A 15,174-nucleotide genomic window follows, 5' to 3' on the forward strand; every position below is an offset into this window, starting at 1 on the left:
TTTGATAACGCTGTTTTTTGACTAAAATGGTGTTACGCACGCCATGTAAGGTGCGCCGTGCGCAATTTACTTATAATACGATAGTTGCGTTTTTGTTAGTGACGCTGAACCGGTGCTGCTCCATGCACCGGTAGTCTTTCCCAAGCCAGGAAAATTTAAGGGGAAACAATGATACGCGTTGCCATTTGTGATGATCACCAAATAGTACGAGCCGGATTCAAGCAGATTTTTTCATCGTCTGACGATTTTAATGTGGTGGCGGAAGCCGGTACCGGGCGTGAAGCGCTTGATATCGCCCGCCGCGAAATATGTGATGTATTGCTGCTCGATATCGCCATGCCTGACCAGAGTGGCATCGATACGCTGCGCACGATCCGCCAGGGCCAGCCGGAATTGCCGGTGCTGATACTGAGCGGCTATCCGGCCCAGCAATACGCACTGAACCTGTTCAAGATGGGCGCCAATGGCTATCTGAACAAGGAGTGCGAAGCCGACGAGCTGATGACCGCCGTACGTACCGTCTACCAGGGCCGGCGCTATGTCAGCTCGACCGTGGGCGAGTTGCTGGCGCAGTCGTTCGACCGCGATACCAACGCGGCCCTGCACACGGAGTTGTCGGACCGAGAGTTCCAGGTCTTCCTGCGGCTGGCGCGCGGCGCCACCGTGTCCGATATCGGCGTGGCGCTGTCGCTGAGCATCAAGACGGTGAGCACCTACCGCACGCGCATCATGGAAAAGATGGGTTTGCAATCGAATAGCGACCTGACGTATTACGCCATGAAAAACAATTTATTGGATTAAGCGGGCAGCATGGCCATGTGATCATGGTCGTCCAGCCTACCAGCCGGCCATAAGGCCTGGCCAGGTAGCGTACGGTGCGGCACTTTGTAGCAGGGTTATAATTGGCCGGCGCGGGCGTTCTCTGCCGCGCTGAACCTTGCTAAGGATGCACACCAGGATGTATTTCACCGTCGAACCGGCGCCGTATCATCGCCTGCCTCTGTATAAGACCATCCTTTGTGTCACCTGCGCCTTGTTGCTGGTGCTCAATGGCTTCAGCTTGTACCACAACCTCGCAACCCTGAAGAGCACGAATACCTTGCTGGCCCAGAGCGCCAAGGTGGCTGATCGCCTGCAATACCTGAACGTGCTGGTGCTCGATGCCGAAAGCAGCTTGCGCGGCTATTTCATTTCCAATGCAGACGCCTACCTGGGGCCGTCGCGTACCGCCACCGCCGAAATCGACAATGAGTTGAAGGGCCTGGAGATCCTGCTGCAGGGCAGTCCAAGCCAGCTCAAAAACCTGCTCCAGCTCAAGACCCTGATACGCCGCAAGATGATGACCCTCGACGAGACCATCAATGTCTACAAGCAGGGCGGCCTGGCCGATATCGTCAATATCGCCAGGGTCAGTGACGAGCGCGCCACCATGGATGAAATCCGCCTGCAGGTGGTGATCATGGTACGCGAGCAGAACGAAGCGTTGGCGGCCGGCAGCGCTGCCTTCTACCGTGAGTACCAGAAAGCCGTGTTGCTGGGGATCGGCATCAACGGCCTGGCGATCCTGGTGCTGATCATGTTTTACCAGCTGGTGCGGCGCAGCTTCCAGAATCGCGCGGCGGTCGAGTTCGCGCTGAAAAACGCCAATGACACTCTGGAGTCAACGGTTGTCAAGCGTACCGAACAGTTATCCGTATTGTCGCGTCATTTGATCAGTGTCAATGAGGTGGAAAAGGCGCGGCTGGCGCGCGAGTTGCATGATGAACTCGGTGCCAATCTGACCTCGATCAGCATGGACTTGGGCGCCGTCACGCAGCAGCTGGCGCAGTCCCATCCCGAACTGGCGGCGCAACTGCGCCACGCCAAGGCCACCTTGCTTGAAACAGTGGCGCTGAAGCGGCGCATCGTCGAAGATCTGCGCCCCAGCCTGCTCGACAACCTGGGACTGTGTGCCGCCATCGAAAGCTATTGCGAGGATTTTGCACGCATGAGCTCCGTGCGCTGCGATACCGATGTCGCCATCCATATCGACAACCGCGAAACCACCCTGGCGATCGCGTTGTTCCGCATCGTGCAGGAGTCGCTGACCAATATCCTGAAATACGCCAAGGCAAGCATGGTCAGCGTCAGCCTGAAGCGTAATGAAGCGGGGCTGGTGCTGCGCGTGATCGATGATGGTATCGGCATTACCGAAGAGGCTTTGCAAAAGCCGATGTCGCACGGCTTGCTGGGCATGCGCGAACGAGCCTTGCTGCTCGGTGGCAGCCTGACCGTCAAGCCCGGGCCGCAAGGCAAGGGTACTTGCGTCGAGGCCTTGATACCACTGCCCCTGGCGCCAGAACCGGCCGGAAGCTAGCGACACCGACAACGAGCTGTTCAAAAGAAAATGGCCGTACATGCAAGCATGTACGGCCATTTTTGTCAGCGTTCAGCTACCGTGATCAGCAGCGCGCGACGTCGCGCAGCAGACGGTCGTATTCGGTCTTGGCAACCTTGTAGCATTCGCCGGCGTACTCTTCCAGGCCAGCGCGATCGAGCACCGTGATATTGCCGCGGCGATAATGGATCAGGCCTTCATCCTGCAGCTTGCCGGCGGCAGCGGTAATACTTTCACGGCGCACGCCCAGCATGATGGAGATCAGTTCCTGGGTCACTTTCAATTCGTTCGATGGCGAGCGGTCCAGGCGGTCCAACAACCAGCGGCACAGCTTTTGTTCGATCGAGCTGTGACGGCCGCCAACTGCGTTCTGTGCCATCTGGGCAAACAGTGCATTGGTATAGCGCATCAGCAACTGGGGCAGGGCGCCGCCTTGGTTGAAGGCTTCACGCAAGCTCTGCGTTTTCAGGCGATAGCCGTAGCCGGCGCTTTGTACGACAGCGGTGCACATGGCGCGTTCACCGGCTACCAGCGACACACCAACGACGCCCTCATGACCAACCACGGCGATCTCGGTGGTGGCGCCGTCTTCCATCACGTACAGCAGGGATACGATGGCGGTGGTCGGGAAGTAGGTGTATTCCAGGCAGTTACCGTAGGCATACAGCTCTTTGCCGAAAGGCATCTCGACCAGTTCCAGGTGTTCGAACAGCGATTCAAGCGCAGCACGTGGCAGGGCGCCCAGCAGTTCATTCTGTTGTGCGCTGCTCAGGCTGACCCGCGACCCAAGCTTGATCTCGCGTCCGGCCGCAGGCATGGCGTGCGGCAGCATCTGATTCTTTTGGACCGGGGCGTTCAGTTGAGTGTGGTTCATTTTGTTCCTCGCAGGCTTTTTACATCGGAGTGCGTCTGCTACTGGGTGGTGGATATCTTTTTGTCCGCCGCGCAGTGCAGATCGCGATGTCGCTACTTTAAGGGGGTATGTATTTGGCGAACATAAGATTAGCAGTCGCCACTTTGTAGTCTCAATTGAGGCGGCTTTGTAGTCCTGGTCCTACAGAGGTTCTGCTGATATCCATTCTTGCGACATCCCGCGAGATTTTGTGATAGCGGAGTTCCTGAAATTGAACATATGCAATAGTGAAAAAGACGGCTTGTATCCGCACATGCAGCCATATTTGCTGTTGCCGAGAGTGGAACAGTTCACACGGAAGGACGTTCCTTCTGTAAAATCGAGGGTTTTTTGCGAGGGCCATATCATGGTCACCAATATGGCCAACGAGAACGACATCAACACCCCGGATTCCACCGACATTCAGGACGGCGCAGAGCCTTCTGCCGCAGCCGCAACGGGCAGCAAGGCGCCGGCCGTGATCGCACGCGAAGTGCAGCGTCGCCGCACCTTCGGCATCATTTCCCACCCCGATGCCGGTAAGACCACGCTGACCGAAAAACTGCTGCTGTTCTCGGGCGCGATCCAGATGGCCGGTACCGTGAAAGCCCGTAAATCGGGCCGCCATGCGACCTCTGACTGGATGGAAATCGAAAAGCAGCGCGGCATTTCCGTGGCATCGTCGGTGATGCAGTTCGAGTTCCGCGACCACGTCGTCAACCTGCTCGACACCCCCGGCCACCAGGACTTCTCGGAAGACACCTACCGCGTGCTGACGGCGGTCGACTCGGCGCTGATGGTGATCGATGCGGCCAAGGGCGTGGAAGCGCAGACGATCAAGCTGCTGGCCGTGTGCCGCATGCGCAATACGCCGATCGTCACCTTCATGAACAAGATGGACCGCGAGACGCGCGATCCGCTGGACCTGCTCGACGAACTCGAATCGGTGCTGAAGATCCAGTGCGCGCCCGTCACCTGGCCGATCGGCATGGGCAAGAACTTCCGCGGCGTGTATCACCTGCTGAACGACGAGATCATGCTGTTCAAGGCCGGCGAGGAAAAAGCCGACGGCGCCTTCGAGATCATCAAGGGCATCGACAACCCTCGCCTGCAGGAGATGTTCCCGCTCGAGATGGACCAGTTGCGCATGGAAGTGGAACTGGTGCATGGCGCCTCGAATCCGTTCAACCTGGAAGAGTTCCTGTCCGGCGTGCAGACGCCGGTGTTCTTCGGTTCGGCCATCAACAACTTCGGCGTGCGCGAGATTCTGTCGGCGCTGGTCGACTGGGCGCCGGCGCCGCGCGAACGCGATGCCACCGTGCGTTCGGTGGCGCCGGCCGAGCAGCCGTTTACCGGCTTCGTGTTCAAGATCCAGGCCAATATGGACCCGGCCCACCGCGACCGCATCGCCTTTTTGCGCGTGTGCTCGGGGCGTTTCGAGCGCGGCATGAAGGTCAAGCACTTGCGCCTGGGGCGCGAGATCAAGGTATCGAACGTGGTGACCTTCATGGCCTCCTCGCGCGAACAGGTGGAAGAGGCGTACGCGGGCGACATCATCGGCTTGCCGAACCACGGCAACATGCAGATCGGCGACAGTTTTTCGGAAGGCGAGCTGCTGACCTTTACCGGCATCCCGTACTTTGCGCCGGACTTCTTCCGCTCGGTGCGGATCCGCAATCCGCTGAAGATCAAGCAGCTGCACAAGGGTTTGCAACAGCTGGGCGAAGAGGGCGCAGTGCAGGTCTTCAAACCGGTGCAGGGTGGCGAACTGGTGCTGGGCGCGGTCGGTGTGCTGCAGTTCGAAGTGGTGGCCAGCCGTTTGCTGAACGAATATGGCGTCGACGCCGTGTTCGAAGGCACCAGCATCAGCAGCGCGCGCTGGGTCAGCTGCGACGACAAGCGCATCTTGCAGGATTTCGAGAATGCGCTGGGTCACAACGTGGCCTATGACGCGGCCGGCAACATGGCCTACCTGGCGACGTCCGGCGTGAATTTGCGTTTGACCGAAGAGCGCTGGCCGAAGCTCACCTTCCACGCCACGCGCGAGCATTCGGCCAAATTGGCCTGATGCCCTGTACTGCAGGCGCTCAAGCCTGCAGTACAGCCGTCATCTGGCGGCAAAGTGGATGTCTCAGCCGGGCCAGGGTTTGCGCGCCAGAATAGCCGAACGCTCTGGTCCCGGCGGGCAAGTTCGTCCATAATCGCTCTGATAATCGTGGGCTTGTTACTGCTTCAAGCGGGCAGCCTCTTTATATTCATCAGCGAGGATATCTTGGAAAAAAAACCAAAAATTATTTTGTCGTCACAGGACCTGGAACGACTGGAAACATTGTTGTACGCAATGGGAAACAATCTGTCGCCCGACAAGGCCGCCTTGCTCGAAGAGCTGGGTCGTGCCGACGTGCTCGAGCCGCATGAAATTCCGCCCACCGTGGTGACCATGAATTCCACCGTGCGCTTCACAGTCGAGAACAAGGAAGAGTTTCGCCTGACCCTGGTCTACCCGAAAGACGTCGACGGCCAGCCTGACCGTATCTCGGTGCTGGCCCCGGTCGGCAGCGCGCTGCTGGGACTGTCGGTCGGCGACAGCATGGACTGGCCAATGCCGGGTGGCGTGGTCAAGGTCACTATCGAGGAACTGCTCTACCAGCCCGAGCGTGCCGGCGAATACCACCGTTAATGCCCTAGCTGTTCTGCTGCATCCGCACTACCAGCCACCCTGCCACCACCGTGAATGTCACGATAATGGCGACGATGATGGCAAAACCGTGCGGGTGCTGGGCCAGCGGGATGCCGCCCACGTTCATGCCCAGCATGCCGGCGATGATATTGATCGGCAGGGCCAGCACCGTGACTATGGTCAGCACATACAGGCTGCGGCTATTTTCTTCATTGACGCGCGCCGCGATTTCCTCCTGCAGCAGCTTGATGCGCTCCTGCAGCGAAGACATGTCGCTGAGTACCACCGAAAATTCCTCGGTCGACTGGCGCAATTCCAGGCTGTCCAGTTCCTGCACCCAGGAAGGTGGGCGCTGCAGCAGCCGGAACAGGGCCGCCGGCTCCGGCGCCAGCAGGCGCTGCAAGCGCACCAGCACGCGCCGCATGGCGCCCAGGTCTTCGCGCTTGGGCACCAGGCGCCCGGCCAGCAGATGGTCTTCGATATCGTCGACCCTGGCCACGGCATCGCGCACGATATTGACCAGCACATCGGCCTGGTCGCGCAGCAGATGCACCAGCAATTCCACCGATGAGCGTATCGGCTCATGATTCTTGATGACGGCCTGGCGCAGCCGCTCGATCGACTGCAGTGGTGCGCGGCGCGCCGTGATGACCAGGTCTTTGGCCACGCTGGCCCACATGGTGGAGATATCGGACGCTTCGAAGCTGAAGTTGTGCACCACATCGTTGACCACCGCGATCAGGGTATTTTCCGCCTGTTCGATGCGCGTCGAGCGCGAACCCAGATGCAGCGTTTCATAGAATTCGTCGGCCAGCCGGGTGTGCGCATGCAGCCATTTTTCGCTGGCCGCATGCGACAGATTGAAATGCAGCCAGACGAATTCGTTCGGCTGGCGTAGCGCGCCGGGCGCCAGCCAGGCCAGCGCCGCGTCCGAGTCCAGCGCCAGAGGCTGGGATTGGCGGCCAAACAGGAAGCCCCAGACCAGGCCCGAGGTGTCCGAGCCATAGGTAAAACCGGCAGTTTCCATCGCCATCTTGATTGTGTCCCGCGCAGATAAAATGATCGTCGTGCGAGTATGCGCCTGTTACATGACCGGAATATGACAAGGCCACCGCATGCGGTGGCCTTGTCGGTGTCAACTCAACGATCAATAGCGGCGCGGATCGTTGGGGCGATGGTCATCGCGGTTCGGCACACCATCGTGGTCGTTGTCGCGCCCCCGGCCATCGTTGTGGTCGTAGCGGTTCGGCACGCCGTCGTGGTCACGGTCGCCGTTCGGGCCACGCTGTACCCAGCGCGCCTCTTCCAGGCGCCAGCGGCCATCGCGCTGGTTCCAGGCTGGTGCCGTATAGACGTAGCCTGGACGTTCGGCGATCCACACGCCCGGGGTCCAGTCATACCTTTGTCCGCGCCATTCCCAGTGACCGGGTGCCCACACATAGCCGTTGCGCGGACGCGGTATCACTTCGCGCCGTGGTGGCGGTGGGGCGATGCGGATCTCTTCATAGCGTACCGGCTGCGCTACCGTGACCCACCCGCCACGGTCCAGGCGCCAGCGGTTGTTCTCCTGTATCCATTCGGCGCGGCGATACTGGTTGCCGCTGCGTTCGCGCAGCCATTCGCCATTGACCCAGACATGGCGGCGGCCGTCCCAGTTCCAGTAGCCTGGCGCCCAGACATAGCCGCGCCGCGCTTGTGGCACGCTTTCGAATCGTGGTGGAGGCGGTGCGTCGTTGACGACGATACGGACGCCGACCTGGTTTTGCGCCATGGCTTGCGCTGGCAAGAAGGCTGCGGTGCTGATGGCGAGCATGGCTGCTGCGTAGAGTGCGATTGGTTTCATTTCCGTCTCCATTTCGGTGATTGCTTGAAATGGACTATAGCGACTTGCCGGCGGTGTTTGCGGCTTTGAATTAACTTATTACAACTGACACAATGCTGTGCGCCTGTGTATCGGGCGGTGATACAACCGCATGGCCCGGCGCGGGGTGGCAGGCGCCGGGCACGGTACTGGTCATGCGCCGCTCACAGGATGCTGGCGGTGGTAATGCCTTGTTCTGCTTGGCGTTCTTCCAGCAGCGACAGCTGCTTTTCCTGCGCCGTCAGGCGTTTGGCGGTGACGGTCACGACATGCCTGGCGCTGGCCGACTGGGCCGCGCTGGCTTTGCCGGCAGGCGCTTGCATGAAACTGACATAGCTGGCCGAGCAGGCGATGGCGACGGCGACGGTGAAGATGGCTTCGAAGTTTTTCAGGGTTTTCATGATGCTTCCTTTCGGTTGGCGGGTGGGGATGTATGTACTGTAGCCATGCGCCCCGCATGCCGCCATGCACTTGCGACCAGCCGCGATTTTTGCGGCATCAACGGCAAAAAACGGGCGCTGAAATGCCTGGCCGGGGCCACCGCTTGAATTGAGGGGGAAACAGGCCTGTATCCTGCCCTATGAAGCTAATTGCCATGTGGCATCATTTACAACTGGGCAGGAGTGCGCGCGCGCGTTCGACGCGCCGCGCCGCGCTTCGCTGGCGCTGCTGCTAGAATCGACATCGCAGCATGCGCGGATCACATCATCATCAGGAGTCACACATGTTCCAATTGTTTGGTTTTGGCGGCGCCCGCTGCCCCCGTTGCGAACACAAGAATGCCGCAGCCGCAGGCTATTGCGCGCAATGCGGGCTGTCGCTCGGCACCCCCGGCAACGACGCCGTGCTGCATGCCAACCAGTGGCGCCTGGCCGACGACCAGCTGGCCCTGTTCTTCGGCGTGCGCGAGCTGTCGTCGCTGTTTGGCGACGCCCGCAAGCGCCTGCAGGTGTCCGCACAGGCACGTGCCTGGATCGTGCAGTCGAACGCTTTCACCTCGATACCGACCGGCGACTATGACAGCGCTGCCTTCTTTGCGCGCCTGCCGCAGTTGCTGCCGGCGCGTCCGGCTGAAGTGCTGATCGCGCGCGCCGCGCCGGTCTCGCTGACATTCGAGCTGCCGTCGCTGGCCAGTACCGAGCAGTTGCAGATCGCCGCTACCTTTCAGGTCGATATCGCGCTGGGCCAGCCCGACGCCTTTGCGCGCCAGTTCATGCGTGCGCCGGGCGCCGTCACCCTGGCCCACCTGCATGCCTTGCTGCTGCCCTCGGTGCGCCAGATCGCGCTGGAATTTACCGGCAGCCGCGCGCTGCGCGAGATGGATGCCAACGAGGACCTGCGCCCGCAGTTCAACGAACGCCTCCAATCGTCCCTGACCCAGCGCCTGGCTGCTTCGGGCCTGGCGGTGGCGCGCGTGGAGACGCTGGCGCTGCGCCACAACAAGCTGGCCGTCGACGAGACCTGCATCGGCACCTTGTGGCTGGGCGGCTTGCAGGCGCCGGACGGCGAGCAGGCGCTTGAGCGCAGCCGCCAGCTGGACCAGCTCTACGACGAAGAAGAACTGCAGCGCATCGCGCGCGAAGCACTGACACTGCGCCATGCACAGCGGCGCCTGGAACTGCAGCAGGACGCCAAGGTAGGCCAGGCCGAACTGGCGCACCAGGAAGCCGAACGCCTGCAAGCGCTGCGGGGCCGCCAGATCGACCTGTATGGCCGCATCCTGGAGGCGAAATCGCAGCGCCAGGCGCTCGACCATGGCGCCGCCGTGGCGCTGCAGGAGCTGAAACAGGAGCTGGCGAAAAAGGGCGCCAAGCACGCCGATGAAGCAGCCGAATGGCAGCATGTGCGCGCGCTGGCGGGTATCAAGATGCGCAGCGAACTGGAATTGTCGCAGCTGAGCGGGCGCGAACAGCTGCAACTGGCCCAGCAGCGTTTCACGCACCAGGTGCATTTGCAGGCCATCGCCCAGCAGGTGGAAAGCGCGCTGCTGATCGACGATGAAGCAGGTCGCCGCGCCCAGCTGGCACGCCTGCACAAGGCCGAACAGGATGCTGCGCAGCGCGAAGCGCAGCTGGAAGCAGAACAGCACAAGGCGGCCTGGCAGGGCGCCGTACTGGCCAACGCCGCGCGCAAGCGCGAAGCAGAGCGGCTGCAGGAGTGGGAAGACCAGATGCAGCTGGCGCGCCAGCGCGAACTGCTGCGCGCCGAAGCGCACAAGGATGAGCAAGCGCAGGTGCAGGCAGCCGAGATCGCTGAAAAAGTCGCCGTGCTGCGCCGTGGCGGCGCGCGCGAAGAAGCTATTGCCCAGCAAGAAAAACTGCTGCGCACCATCGAAGCCGACGGCGTGCATGCGCGCCAGTTGCACCAGCAATCGCATCTGGCGCAGCTCGACGCGCTGGCGATCGAAGAACAGCGCCAGCAGCTGCGCCAGCTGGAACAGGAAGCACAGTGGCAGCGCGACTTGCTGGCCATGTCGCAGCAGCGCGAACACGATTACGCGCGCTGGAAAAACGACTACGAAGCGCTGGTGGCGCAACAGGCGCATGCGGCCGAACTGGCACGTATCGATATCGACCGCATTGAAAAAATCGGCACCCTGAGCGACACCGGCAAGGTGGCGATGGCAGCCGGGCCGAATGCGGCCGTGCTGGCGCAGGTGCTGAAAACCCAGTTGCAGGCCGGCATGAGCGCCGAACAGATCCATGCGCTGGCCGCGCTGGCGGCAGCCGAGAACAGCATCGCGCCGGAACAGGCCATGCGCATGGCGCAAGACGGCGTGGCGCAGGAGCGTGCATACATGGAAGCGCAGGCCGAGCGCGAACGGCGCCAGCAGCTCGACCTGATCGCCTTGCAGAACGCGGCGCACAGCCACGGCTTGAGCGCGCAGGCACAATTGGGCGTGGCGGTGGCGCAGGCGGTGGCCGGCAGCGCACCAGCGCGCTGCTGCAGCAATGGCCACGCGCTGCGGGCCGGCCATCCGGAAGACAAATTCTGCGCCGCCTGCGGCGTGGCAGTGCAGCCTTGATGCAAGCCCCGTACTCCAGATGACACAAAAAGCACGAGACAAGCTGCGAGAACTGCGCGCCCTGCACGACGACGGACTGCTCAGCGAGCAGGAATTCGAACGCCGCAAGAACGCCATCCTCGACGCCGAATACGCGCCGCCCGGCGCCGCACCGGCAACGGTGGCGCCGCCGGTGCGCCAGGGAACGGAGCTCGGTTTCATGACGGGCCAGGAGATCGGCCCGCAAAACCGCCGTTACCGCCTCGAGCGCCTGATCGGCACCGGTGGCATGGGCCAGGTGTGGCAGGCCACCGACCTGGCCACGCATGCCGAATTGGGCAGCAGCGAAATGGTGGCGCTGAAAATCCTGCCGCCGCAGCTGACGCAAAGCGCCACCCATGCCCGGCTGCTGATCGAGGAGGCGACACAGGCGCGCAAACTGGCGCATGAAAACATCGTGCGTGTGTACGAATGGGCGCAGGACCCCGCCACCACCAGCTACTTCATCATCATGGAATGCCTCGACGGTGAAGACCTGGAGCATTATCTGGCCCGCCAGGGATCACTGGCACTGGCGGCGATACAGGAGTTGCTGCAGCCGGTCGCCGACGCGCTCTCGTATGCATGGGAAAAGCACAAGCTGGTACACCGCGATATCAAGCCGGGCAATGTTTTTTTGACCAGCAAGGGCGACGTCAAGCTGCTCGACTATGGCATCGCTTCGCGCGTGCGCAACGCCGGCAGCAGCCTGGGGCTGGAAACGCCGAACGCGGGCACGGAAGGCTATCGCGCGCCCGAGGCCGGCGCCCACCAGCGCCAGCCCAGCCCGCGCCTCGATGTGTATGCGGTGGCGGTGATGATCTACCAGATGCTCGAAGGGCGCATGCCTTTTGACGGCGTGCGCAATGCCGAGCAATTGCCATCAAAGCCGCCAGCGCTCAAGGCGGCCCAGTGGCAGGTGCTGCAGAACGGCTTTTCGATGACGCCGGAACTGCGTCCACAATCGGTGCTGGCCTTGCTGGAAATGCTGGAGCGGGCGGCCGGGCCGTCGCCCGAGGAACTGGCCGAACAGGCGCGCCAGGAACGTGCGCGCGCGGCCGCGCGGCAAAAGCAGGCGGCGCTGGACGCCGAGCAGGCCAGGGAAGAAGCGCGCCGGCGCGAGGAAGAGCAGGAGCAGCGCAGAAAAGCCGAGGCGCAAGCGGCGGCGCTGGAAAAACAGCGTCTCGACAAATTGCGCCGCGAGCAGGAAGCGCAGCGCCAGTTCGAAGCGGAAGAAGCGCGCAAGCTGCGCAAGGAAGCGCTGCGTGGCCAGCTGCGTGCGCGGCGCGAAGCCGATGCCGCCACCGCACTGCGCGAACACCAGCAGTTGCAGCGCAAGGCGATCCAGGCCAAGGCGGAAGCGGCCTACCGCGCCGAACAGGAAAGGGCGCGCAAAGAAGAAGCCAGCCGCGCCGCTGCACCGGCTGCTGCGGCTGCAACCGCGGCAGTGGCACCTGTCGCCGAACCAGAAACCGGGGTGGAGCCGCCCGCGCTGGTGGCTGCGCCAAGCGGCCTGCTGCGCGACGATTTTCTCGACGGCTCGGGCCAGGGGCCGGAGCTGGTATGCCTGCCCAGCGGCCGCTTCCAGATGGGCGCAAGCGAAGAAGAGCACAAGGCGGCCTTGCAGGCCGGCTCGCAACAGGGCTGGCTGGAGCGCGAAAAACCGCAGCACTGGGTCGGCATCGAGCGCGGCTTTGCGCTGGGGGTCCATCCGGTCAGCGTGGGAGAGTGGCGCGCCTTTGTCAAGGCGACAGGCTGGGAGAGGGCCGGCGCGGAAACCGACTGGGACAATCCCGGCTTCGTGCAGAACGAGCAGCATCCGGTGGTGGGCGTGAGCTGGAACGACGCCCAGCTGTACCTGGCCTGGCTCAGCGAAAAAACCGGCCAGCTGTATCGCCTGCCCAGCGAAGCGGAATGGGAATATGCCTGCCGCGCCGGCACCCGCAGCGCGTTCAATGTCGGCGACACCATCAGCACCGACGAGGCCAATTTCGACGGCCTGTACGTGTACAACGGCGGCCCGCGCGGCCAGTACCGGGGCGGCACCAGCGCCAGGAATACCTTTGCGCCGAATGCCTGGGGCCTGTTCGACATGCACGGCAATGTGTGGGAATGGGTGCAGGACATCGTGCATGACAATTACGACGGTGCGCCATGCGACGGCAGCGCCTGGGAAGACTGTGGCGACACCAGCCGGCGCATACTGCGTGGCGGCTCCTGGCTGTATCATCCGCGCTATCTGCGCTCGGCCATCCGCAACGGTTTCTCCATCGTGCTGTCGAACGATATCGTCGGCTTCCGCGTGGCGCGCCAGCTCGGTTGAACCCTTGACGCCCTGCCATCAGGCAAGCTGCGCAAGTGCCGCAAACGGTGTAAATTGTGGCTTTCCCAAACGCTGCAAGGAATGCCATGACCATCAAAGCCATCCGTGACCAGTCGCAACCGATGCGCCATATCGTGCACGTGCGCGACCATATCCTTTCCGCCGACGGCTCGGTGGCCGAAGGCGGCGGTGATTCCGGCCCGTCGCCGCACGACCTGTACGACGCTGCTTTGTCGGCCTGCAAGGCGCTGACGGTGGTCTGGTACGCCAGACACAAGGGCATACCGCTTGAAAACGTCGAGGTGTCGACCGAGCGTGACGCCAGCGAAGAACGCAAAGGCGTGTACCGGCTGGCCGTCAGCCTGCACCTGACCGGCGACCTGTCCGACGCGCAGCGCGATGAATTGTTGGGCGCGGCCGCCAAATGCCCGATCCACAAGCTGATGACGGCCGTGACGACTGAAATCACGACGGTGCTGGCATGAGCACGCCCATCCTCAAAAGCCACGAAAAAGACCTGGGCGGCGGCTTCGTGGTGCGCCGTTTGCTGCCGTCCAGCGTCAAGCAGACCGTTGGTCCGTTTATCTTTTTCGACCATTTCGGCCCGATCGACGTGGCGCCCGACGCCAACCATGATGTGCGCCCGCATCCGCATATCGGCCTGGCCACCGTCACCTATCTGTTCGAAGGCGCGATGGACCACCGCGACAGCATCGGCTCGTACCAGCGCATCGAACCTGGCGCCATCAACTGGATGACGGCCGGGCGCGGCATCGTTCATTCCGAGCGCACGCCGGGCGACCTGGCCGGCCAGCCGCATCGCACGCATGGCCTGCAGCTGTGGGCCGCGCTGCCGAAGGCCAATGAGGAAGACGAACCGAGTTTTACCCATACGCCGCAAGCCGACATTCCGGTAGTGACACTCGACGGCGCGGTGGTGAAAGTGCTGATTGGCACCGCCTTCGGCCAGACCTCACCGGTGCGCACCTATATGCAAACCGTGTATCTGGACGTGGCGCTGCAGCCCGGACAAACGCTGCAGCTCGATGGCTTGCCGGCGGAGGCGGCGATCTACCCGATCAGTGGCGAAGTGCTGGTCGATGGCGTGGCACTGGCGCCGCACACCATGGCGCTGCTGGAACCGAATGCGGTACCGGTGGTCACTGCCGGCCCCGGTGCCGGTGCCGGCGCGGCGCAGTTCGTGGTGATCGGCGGCGAGTCGCTCGACGGTCCGCGGTTCATTTTCTGGAATTTTGTCTCGTCGAGCAGGGAACGGCTGGTGCAGGCGGGCGAGGACTGGAGCGCGCAGCGCATGGGGCAGGTGCCGGGCGAGACGGAGTTCATCGCGCTGCCCAAGGCGCCAGCCAGGCCTGCGCCCCAGTTCCTGTAGAGTCCGACCCTGGGCCCAGCCGCCATTCCCGCAGACTTTGCACCATGGTGTTCCAGGCCGCTACCATCCATTCGCTCGACCATAGCGGCCATCGCTGTACGAAGTTGGTGGCGCGCTGCAAATGGATGCCGTCGAAAAAGACGTGATCAGCCACGAGGGTGGCGGCCAGCCAGGCGGTGGCAATCACGATCAGGTCGTGGCGGCCGCTCTTCCACCAGCGCAGCGAGTGGCGGCGGATAATCCACGGCACGCCCAGTGGATTGGGCCAGTCGGCCAGCAGATGCATGATGCCGCCGGCGGCAAAGCCGAACAGCGGTGGCGCCCATGCATGATGGGGCAGTTGCAAATAGGTGTAGACCAGCAGGGCGATCCAGGCCAGGCCCCAGTGGGTCCAGGTGCGGTGCGTGATCCACAACCGGCGCGTAGGGGCCCACCAGGCCACTTCCAGCCAGTCGGGCGCGGTGCCGCCCAGTGCGCCCATCGCGAAGGCGAGCATGCTGAGCAATTGATACGGGCCGCCAGCGTCCGCATGCGCCACCAGCGCTGCGGCGATCACGCCGGCCGCCCAGCCAGTGGCATGGTGCGCTTTAGTTGAAGCCATAGGAAAT

General features: G+C 62.6%; 12 protein-coding genes and 1 pseudogene. 8 read left to right on the top strand and 5 right to left on the bottom strand.

The window, feature by feature from the left end:
* Positions 1-168: 168 nt before the first annotated feature.
* Complete coding sequence (locus tag ACQ4WM_RS20875) at positions 169-801, top strand: response regulator (RefSeq protein WP_065309215.1); 633 nt, start codon at positions 169-171, stop codon at positions 799-801.
* A 157-nt stretch (positions 802-958) separates the two neighbouring features.
* Entirely contained in the window at positions 959-2,356 is a 1,398-nt protein-coding gene (locus ACQ4WM_RS20880) for a sensor histidine kinase (RefSeq protein ID WP_436548569.1), read from the top strand.
* Positions 2,357-2,441: 85 nt separating this feature from the next.
* Here the strand turns inward: ACQ4WM_RS20880 and ACQ4WM_RS20885 are convergent, their stop codons facing one another.
* Positions 2,442-3,251 carry a Crp/Fnr family transcriptional regulator gene (locus tag ACQ4WM_RS20885; RefSeq protein ID WP_436548570.1) on the bottom strand — a complete coding sequence of 270 codons (810 nt, stop codon included), beginning with the start codon at positions 3,249-3,251 and terminating at the stop codon, positions 2,442-2,444.
* 397 nt (positions 3,252-3,648) lie between these two features.
* Between ACQ4WM_RS20885 and ACQ4WM_RS20890 the strand changes: the two genes are divergently transcribed.
* Together ACQ4WM_RS20890 and rnk are read left to right on the top strand one after the other, a co-directional pair.
* Complete coding sequence (locus ACQ4WM_RS20890) at positions 3,649-5,337, top strand: peptide chain release factor 3 (protein ID WP_436548692.1); 1,689 nt, start codon at positions 3,649-3,651, stop codon at positions 5,335-5,337.
* Positions 5,338-5,541: 204 nt separating this feature from the next.
* Entirely contained in the window at positions 5,542-5,949 is a 408-nt protein-coding gene (gene rnk / locus ACQ4WM_RS20895; RefSeq protein ID WP_436548571.1) for a nucleoside diphosphate kinase regulator, read from the top strand.
* 4 nt (positions 5,950-5,953) lie between these two features.
* Here rnk and ACQ4WM_RS20900 read toward each other — a convergent pair whose 3' ends face one another.
* From ACQ4WM_RS20900 to ACQ4WM_RS20910, 3 genes are all read right to left on the bottom strand, one after another.
* Positions 5,954-6,982 (bottom strand): transporter, encoded by a 1,029-nt coding sequence (locus ACQ4WM_RS20900; protein WP_436548572.1) that lies wholly within the window; start codon positions 6,980-6,982, stop codon positions 5,954-5,956.
* A 114-nt stretch (positions 6,983-7,096) separates the two neighbouring features.
* A complete protein-coding gene (locus ACQ4WM_RS20905; RefSeq protein WP_436548573.1) occupies positions 7,097-7,792 on the bottom strand; it encodes a YXWGXW repeat-containing protein in 696 nt (231 codons plus the stop codon).
* A 182-nt stretch (positions 7,793-7,974) separates the two neighbouring features.
* Positions 7,975-8,211 carry a hypothetical protein gene (locus tag ACQ4WM_RS20910; RefSeq protein ID WP_436548574.1) on the bottom strand — a complete coding sequence of 79 codons (237 nt, stop codon included), beginning with the start codon at positions 8,209-8,211 and terminating at the stop codon, positions 7,975-7,977.
* Positions 8,212-8,534: 323 nt separating this feature from the next.
* Between ACQ4WM_RS20910 and ACQ4WM_RS20915 the strand changes: the two genes are divergently transcribed.
* The 4 genes from ACQ4WM_RS20915 to ACQ4WM_RS20930 all read left to right on the top strand — a co-directional run bounded on the left by ACQ4WM_RS20915 (position 8,535) and on the right by ACQ4WM_RS20930 (position 14,566).
* Positions 8,535-10,835 carry a coiled-coil domain-containing protein gene (locus tag ACQ4WM_RS20915; protein WP_436548575.1) on the top strand — a complete coding sequence of 767 codons (2,301 nt, stop codon included), beginning with the start codon at positions 8,535-8,537 and terminating at the stop codon, positions 10,833-10,835.
* Between the two features lie 19 nt (positions 10,836-10,854).
* Positions 10,855-13,176: an SUMF1/EgtB/PvdO family nonheme iron enzyme gene (locus ACQ4WM_RS20920; protein WP_436548576.1), complete on the top strand. Its 2,322-nt coding sequence runs from the start codon at positions 10,855-10,857 to the stop codon at positions 13,174-13,176.
* A gap of 86 nt (positions 13,177-13,262) precedes the next feature.
* Positions 13,263-13,661 (top strand): OsmC family protein, encoded by a 399-nt coding sequence (locus ACQ4WM_RS20925; RefSeq protein WP_436548577.1) that lies wholly within the window; start codon positions 13,263-13,265, stop codon positions 13,659-13,661.
* On the top strand, positions 13,658-14,566 hold the full coding sequence (locus tag ACQ4WM_RS20930; protein WP_436548578.1) for a pirin family protein: 909 nt from the start codon (positions 13,658-13,660) through the stop codon (positions 14,564-14,566). The genes ACQ4WM_RS20925 and ACQ4WM_RS20930 overlap by 4 nt, the downstream gene beginning before the upstream one ends.
* Positions 14,567-14,714: 148 nt before the next feature.
* Here ACQ4WM_RS20930 and ACQ4WM_RS20935 read toward each other — a convergent pair.
* Positions 14,715-15,167: pseudogene (locus ACQ4WM_RS20935) on the bottom strand (metal-dependent hydrolase); the annotation flags it as partial.
* Between the last annotated feature and the right edge of the window lie 7 nt (positions 15,168-15,174).

Source organism: Janthinobacterium longum (assembly GCF_051380735.1).
GTDB lineage: Bacteria > Pseudomonadota > Gammaproteobacteria > Burkholderiales > Burkholderiaceae_D > Janthinobacterium.

Bases quoted from the DNA above. Each gene is read 5' to 3' on its own strand.
- ACQ4WM_RS20875 (WP_065309215.1), top strand. From the start codon at position 169: ATGATACGCGTTGCCATTTGTGATGATCACCAAATAGTACGAGCCGGA.
- ACQ4WM_RS20880 (WP_436548569.1), top strand. From the start codon at position 959: ATGTATTTCACCGTCGAACCGGCGCCGTATCATCGCCTGCCTCTGTAT.
- ACQ4WM_RS20885 (WP_436548570.1), bottom strand. From the start codon at position 3,251: ATGAACCACACTCAACTGAACGCCCCGGTCCAAAAGAATCAGATGCTG.
- ACQ4WM_RS20890 (WP_436548692.1), top strand. From the start codon at position 3,649: ATGGCCAACGAGAACGACATCAACACCCCGGATTCCACCGACATTCAG.
- ACQ4WM_RS20900 (WP_436548572.1), bottom strand. From the start codon at position 6,982: ATGGCGATGGAAACTGCCGGTTTTACCTATGGCTCGGACACCTCGGGC.
- ACQ4WM_RS20905 (WP_436548573.1), bottom strand. From the start codon at position 7,792: ATGAAACCAATCGCACTCTACGCAGCAGCCATGCTCGCCATCAGCACC.
- ACQ4WM_RS20910 (WP_436548574.1), bottom strand. From the start codon at position 8,211: ATGAAAACCCTGAAAAACTTCGAAGCCATCTTCACCGTCGCCGTCGCC.
- ACQ4WM_RS20915 (WP_436548575.1), top strand. From the start codon at position 8,535: ATGTTCCAATTGTTTGGTTTTGGCGGCGCCCGCTGCCCCCGTTGCGAA.
- ACQ4WM_RS20920 (WP_436548576.1), top strand. From the start codon at position 10,855: ATGACACAAAAAGCACGAGACAAGCTGCGAGAACTGCGCGCCCTGCAC.
- ACQ4WM_RS20925 (WP_436548577.1), top strand. From the start codon at position 13,263: ATGACCATCAAAGCCATCCGTGACCAGTCGCAACCGATGCGCCATATC.
- ACQ4WM_RS20930 (WP_436548578.1), top strand. From the start codon at position 13,658: ATGAGCACGCCCATCCTCAAAAGCCACGAAAAAGACCTGGGCGGCGGC.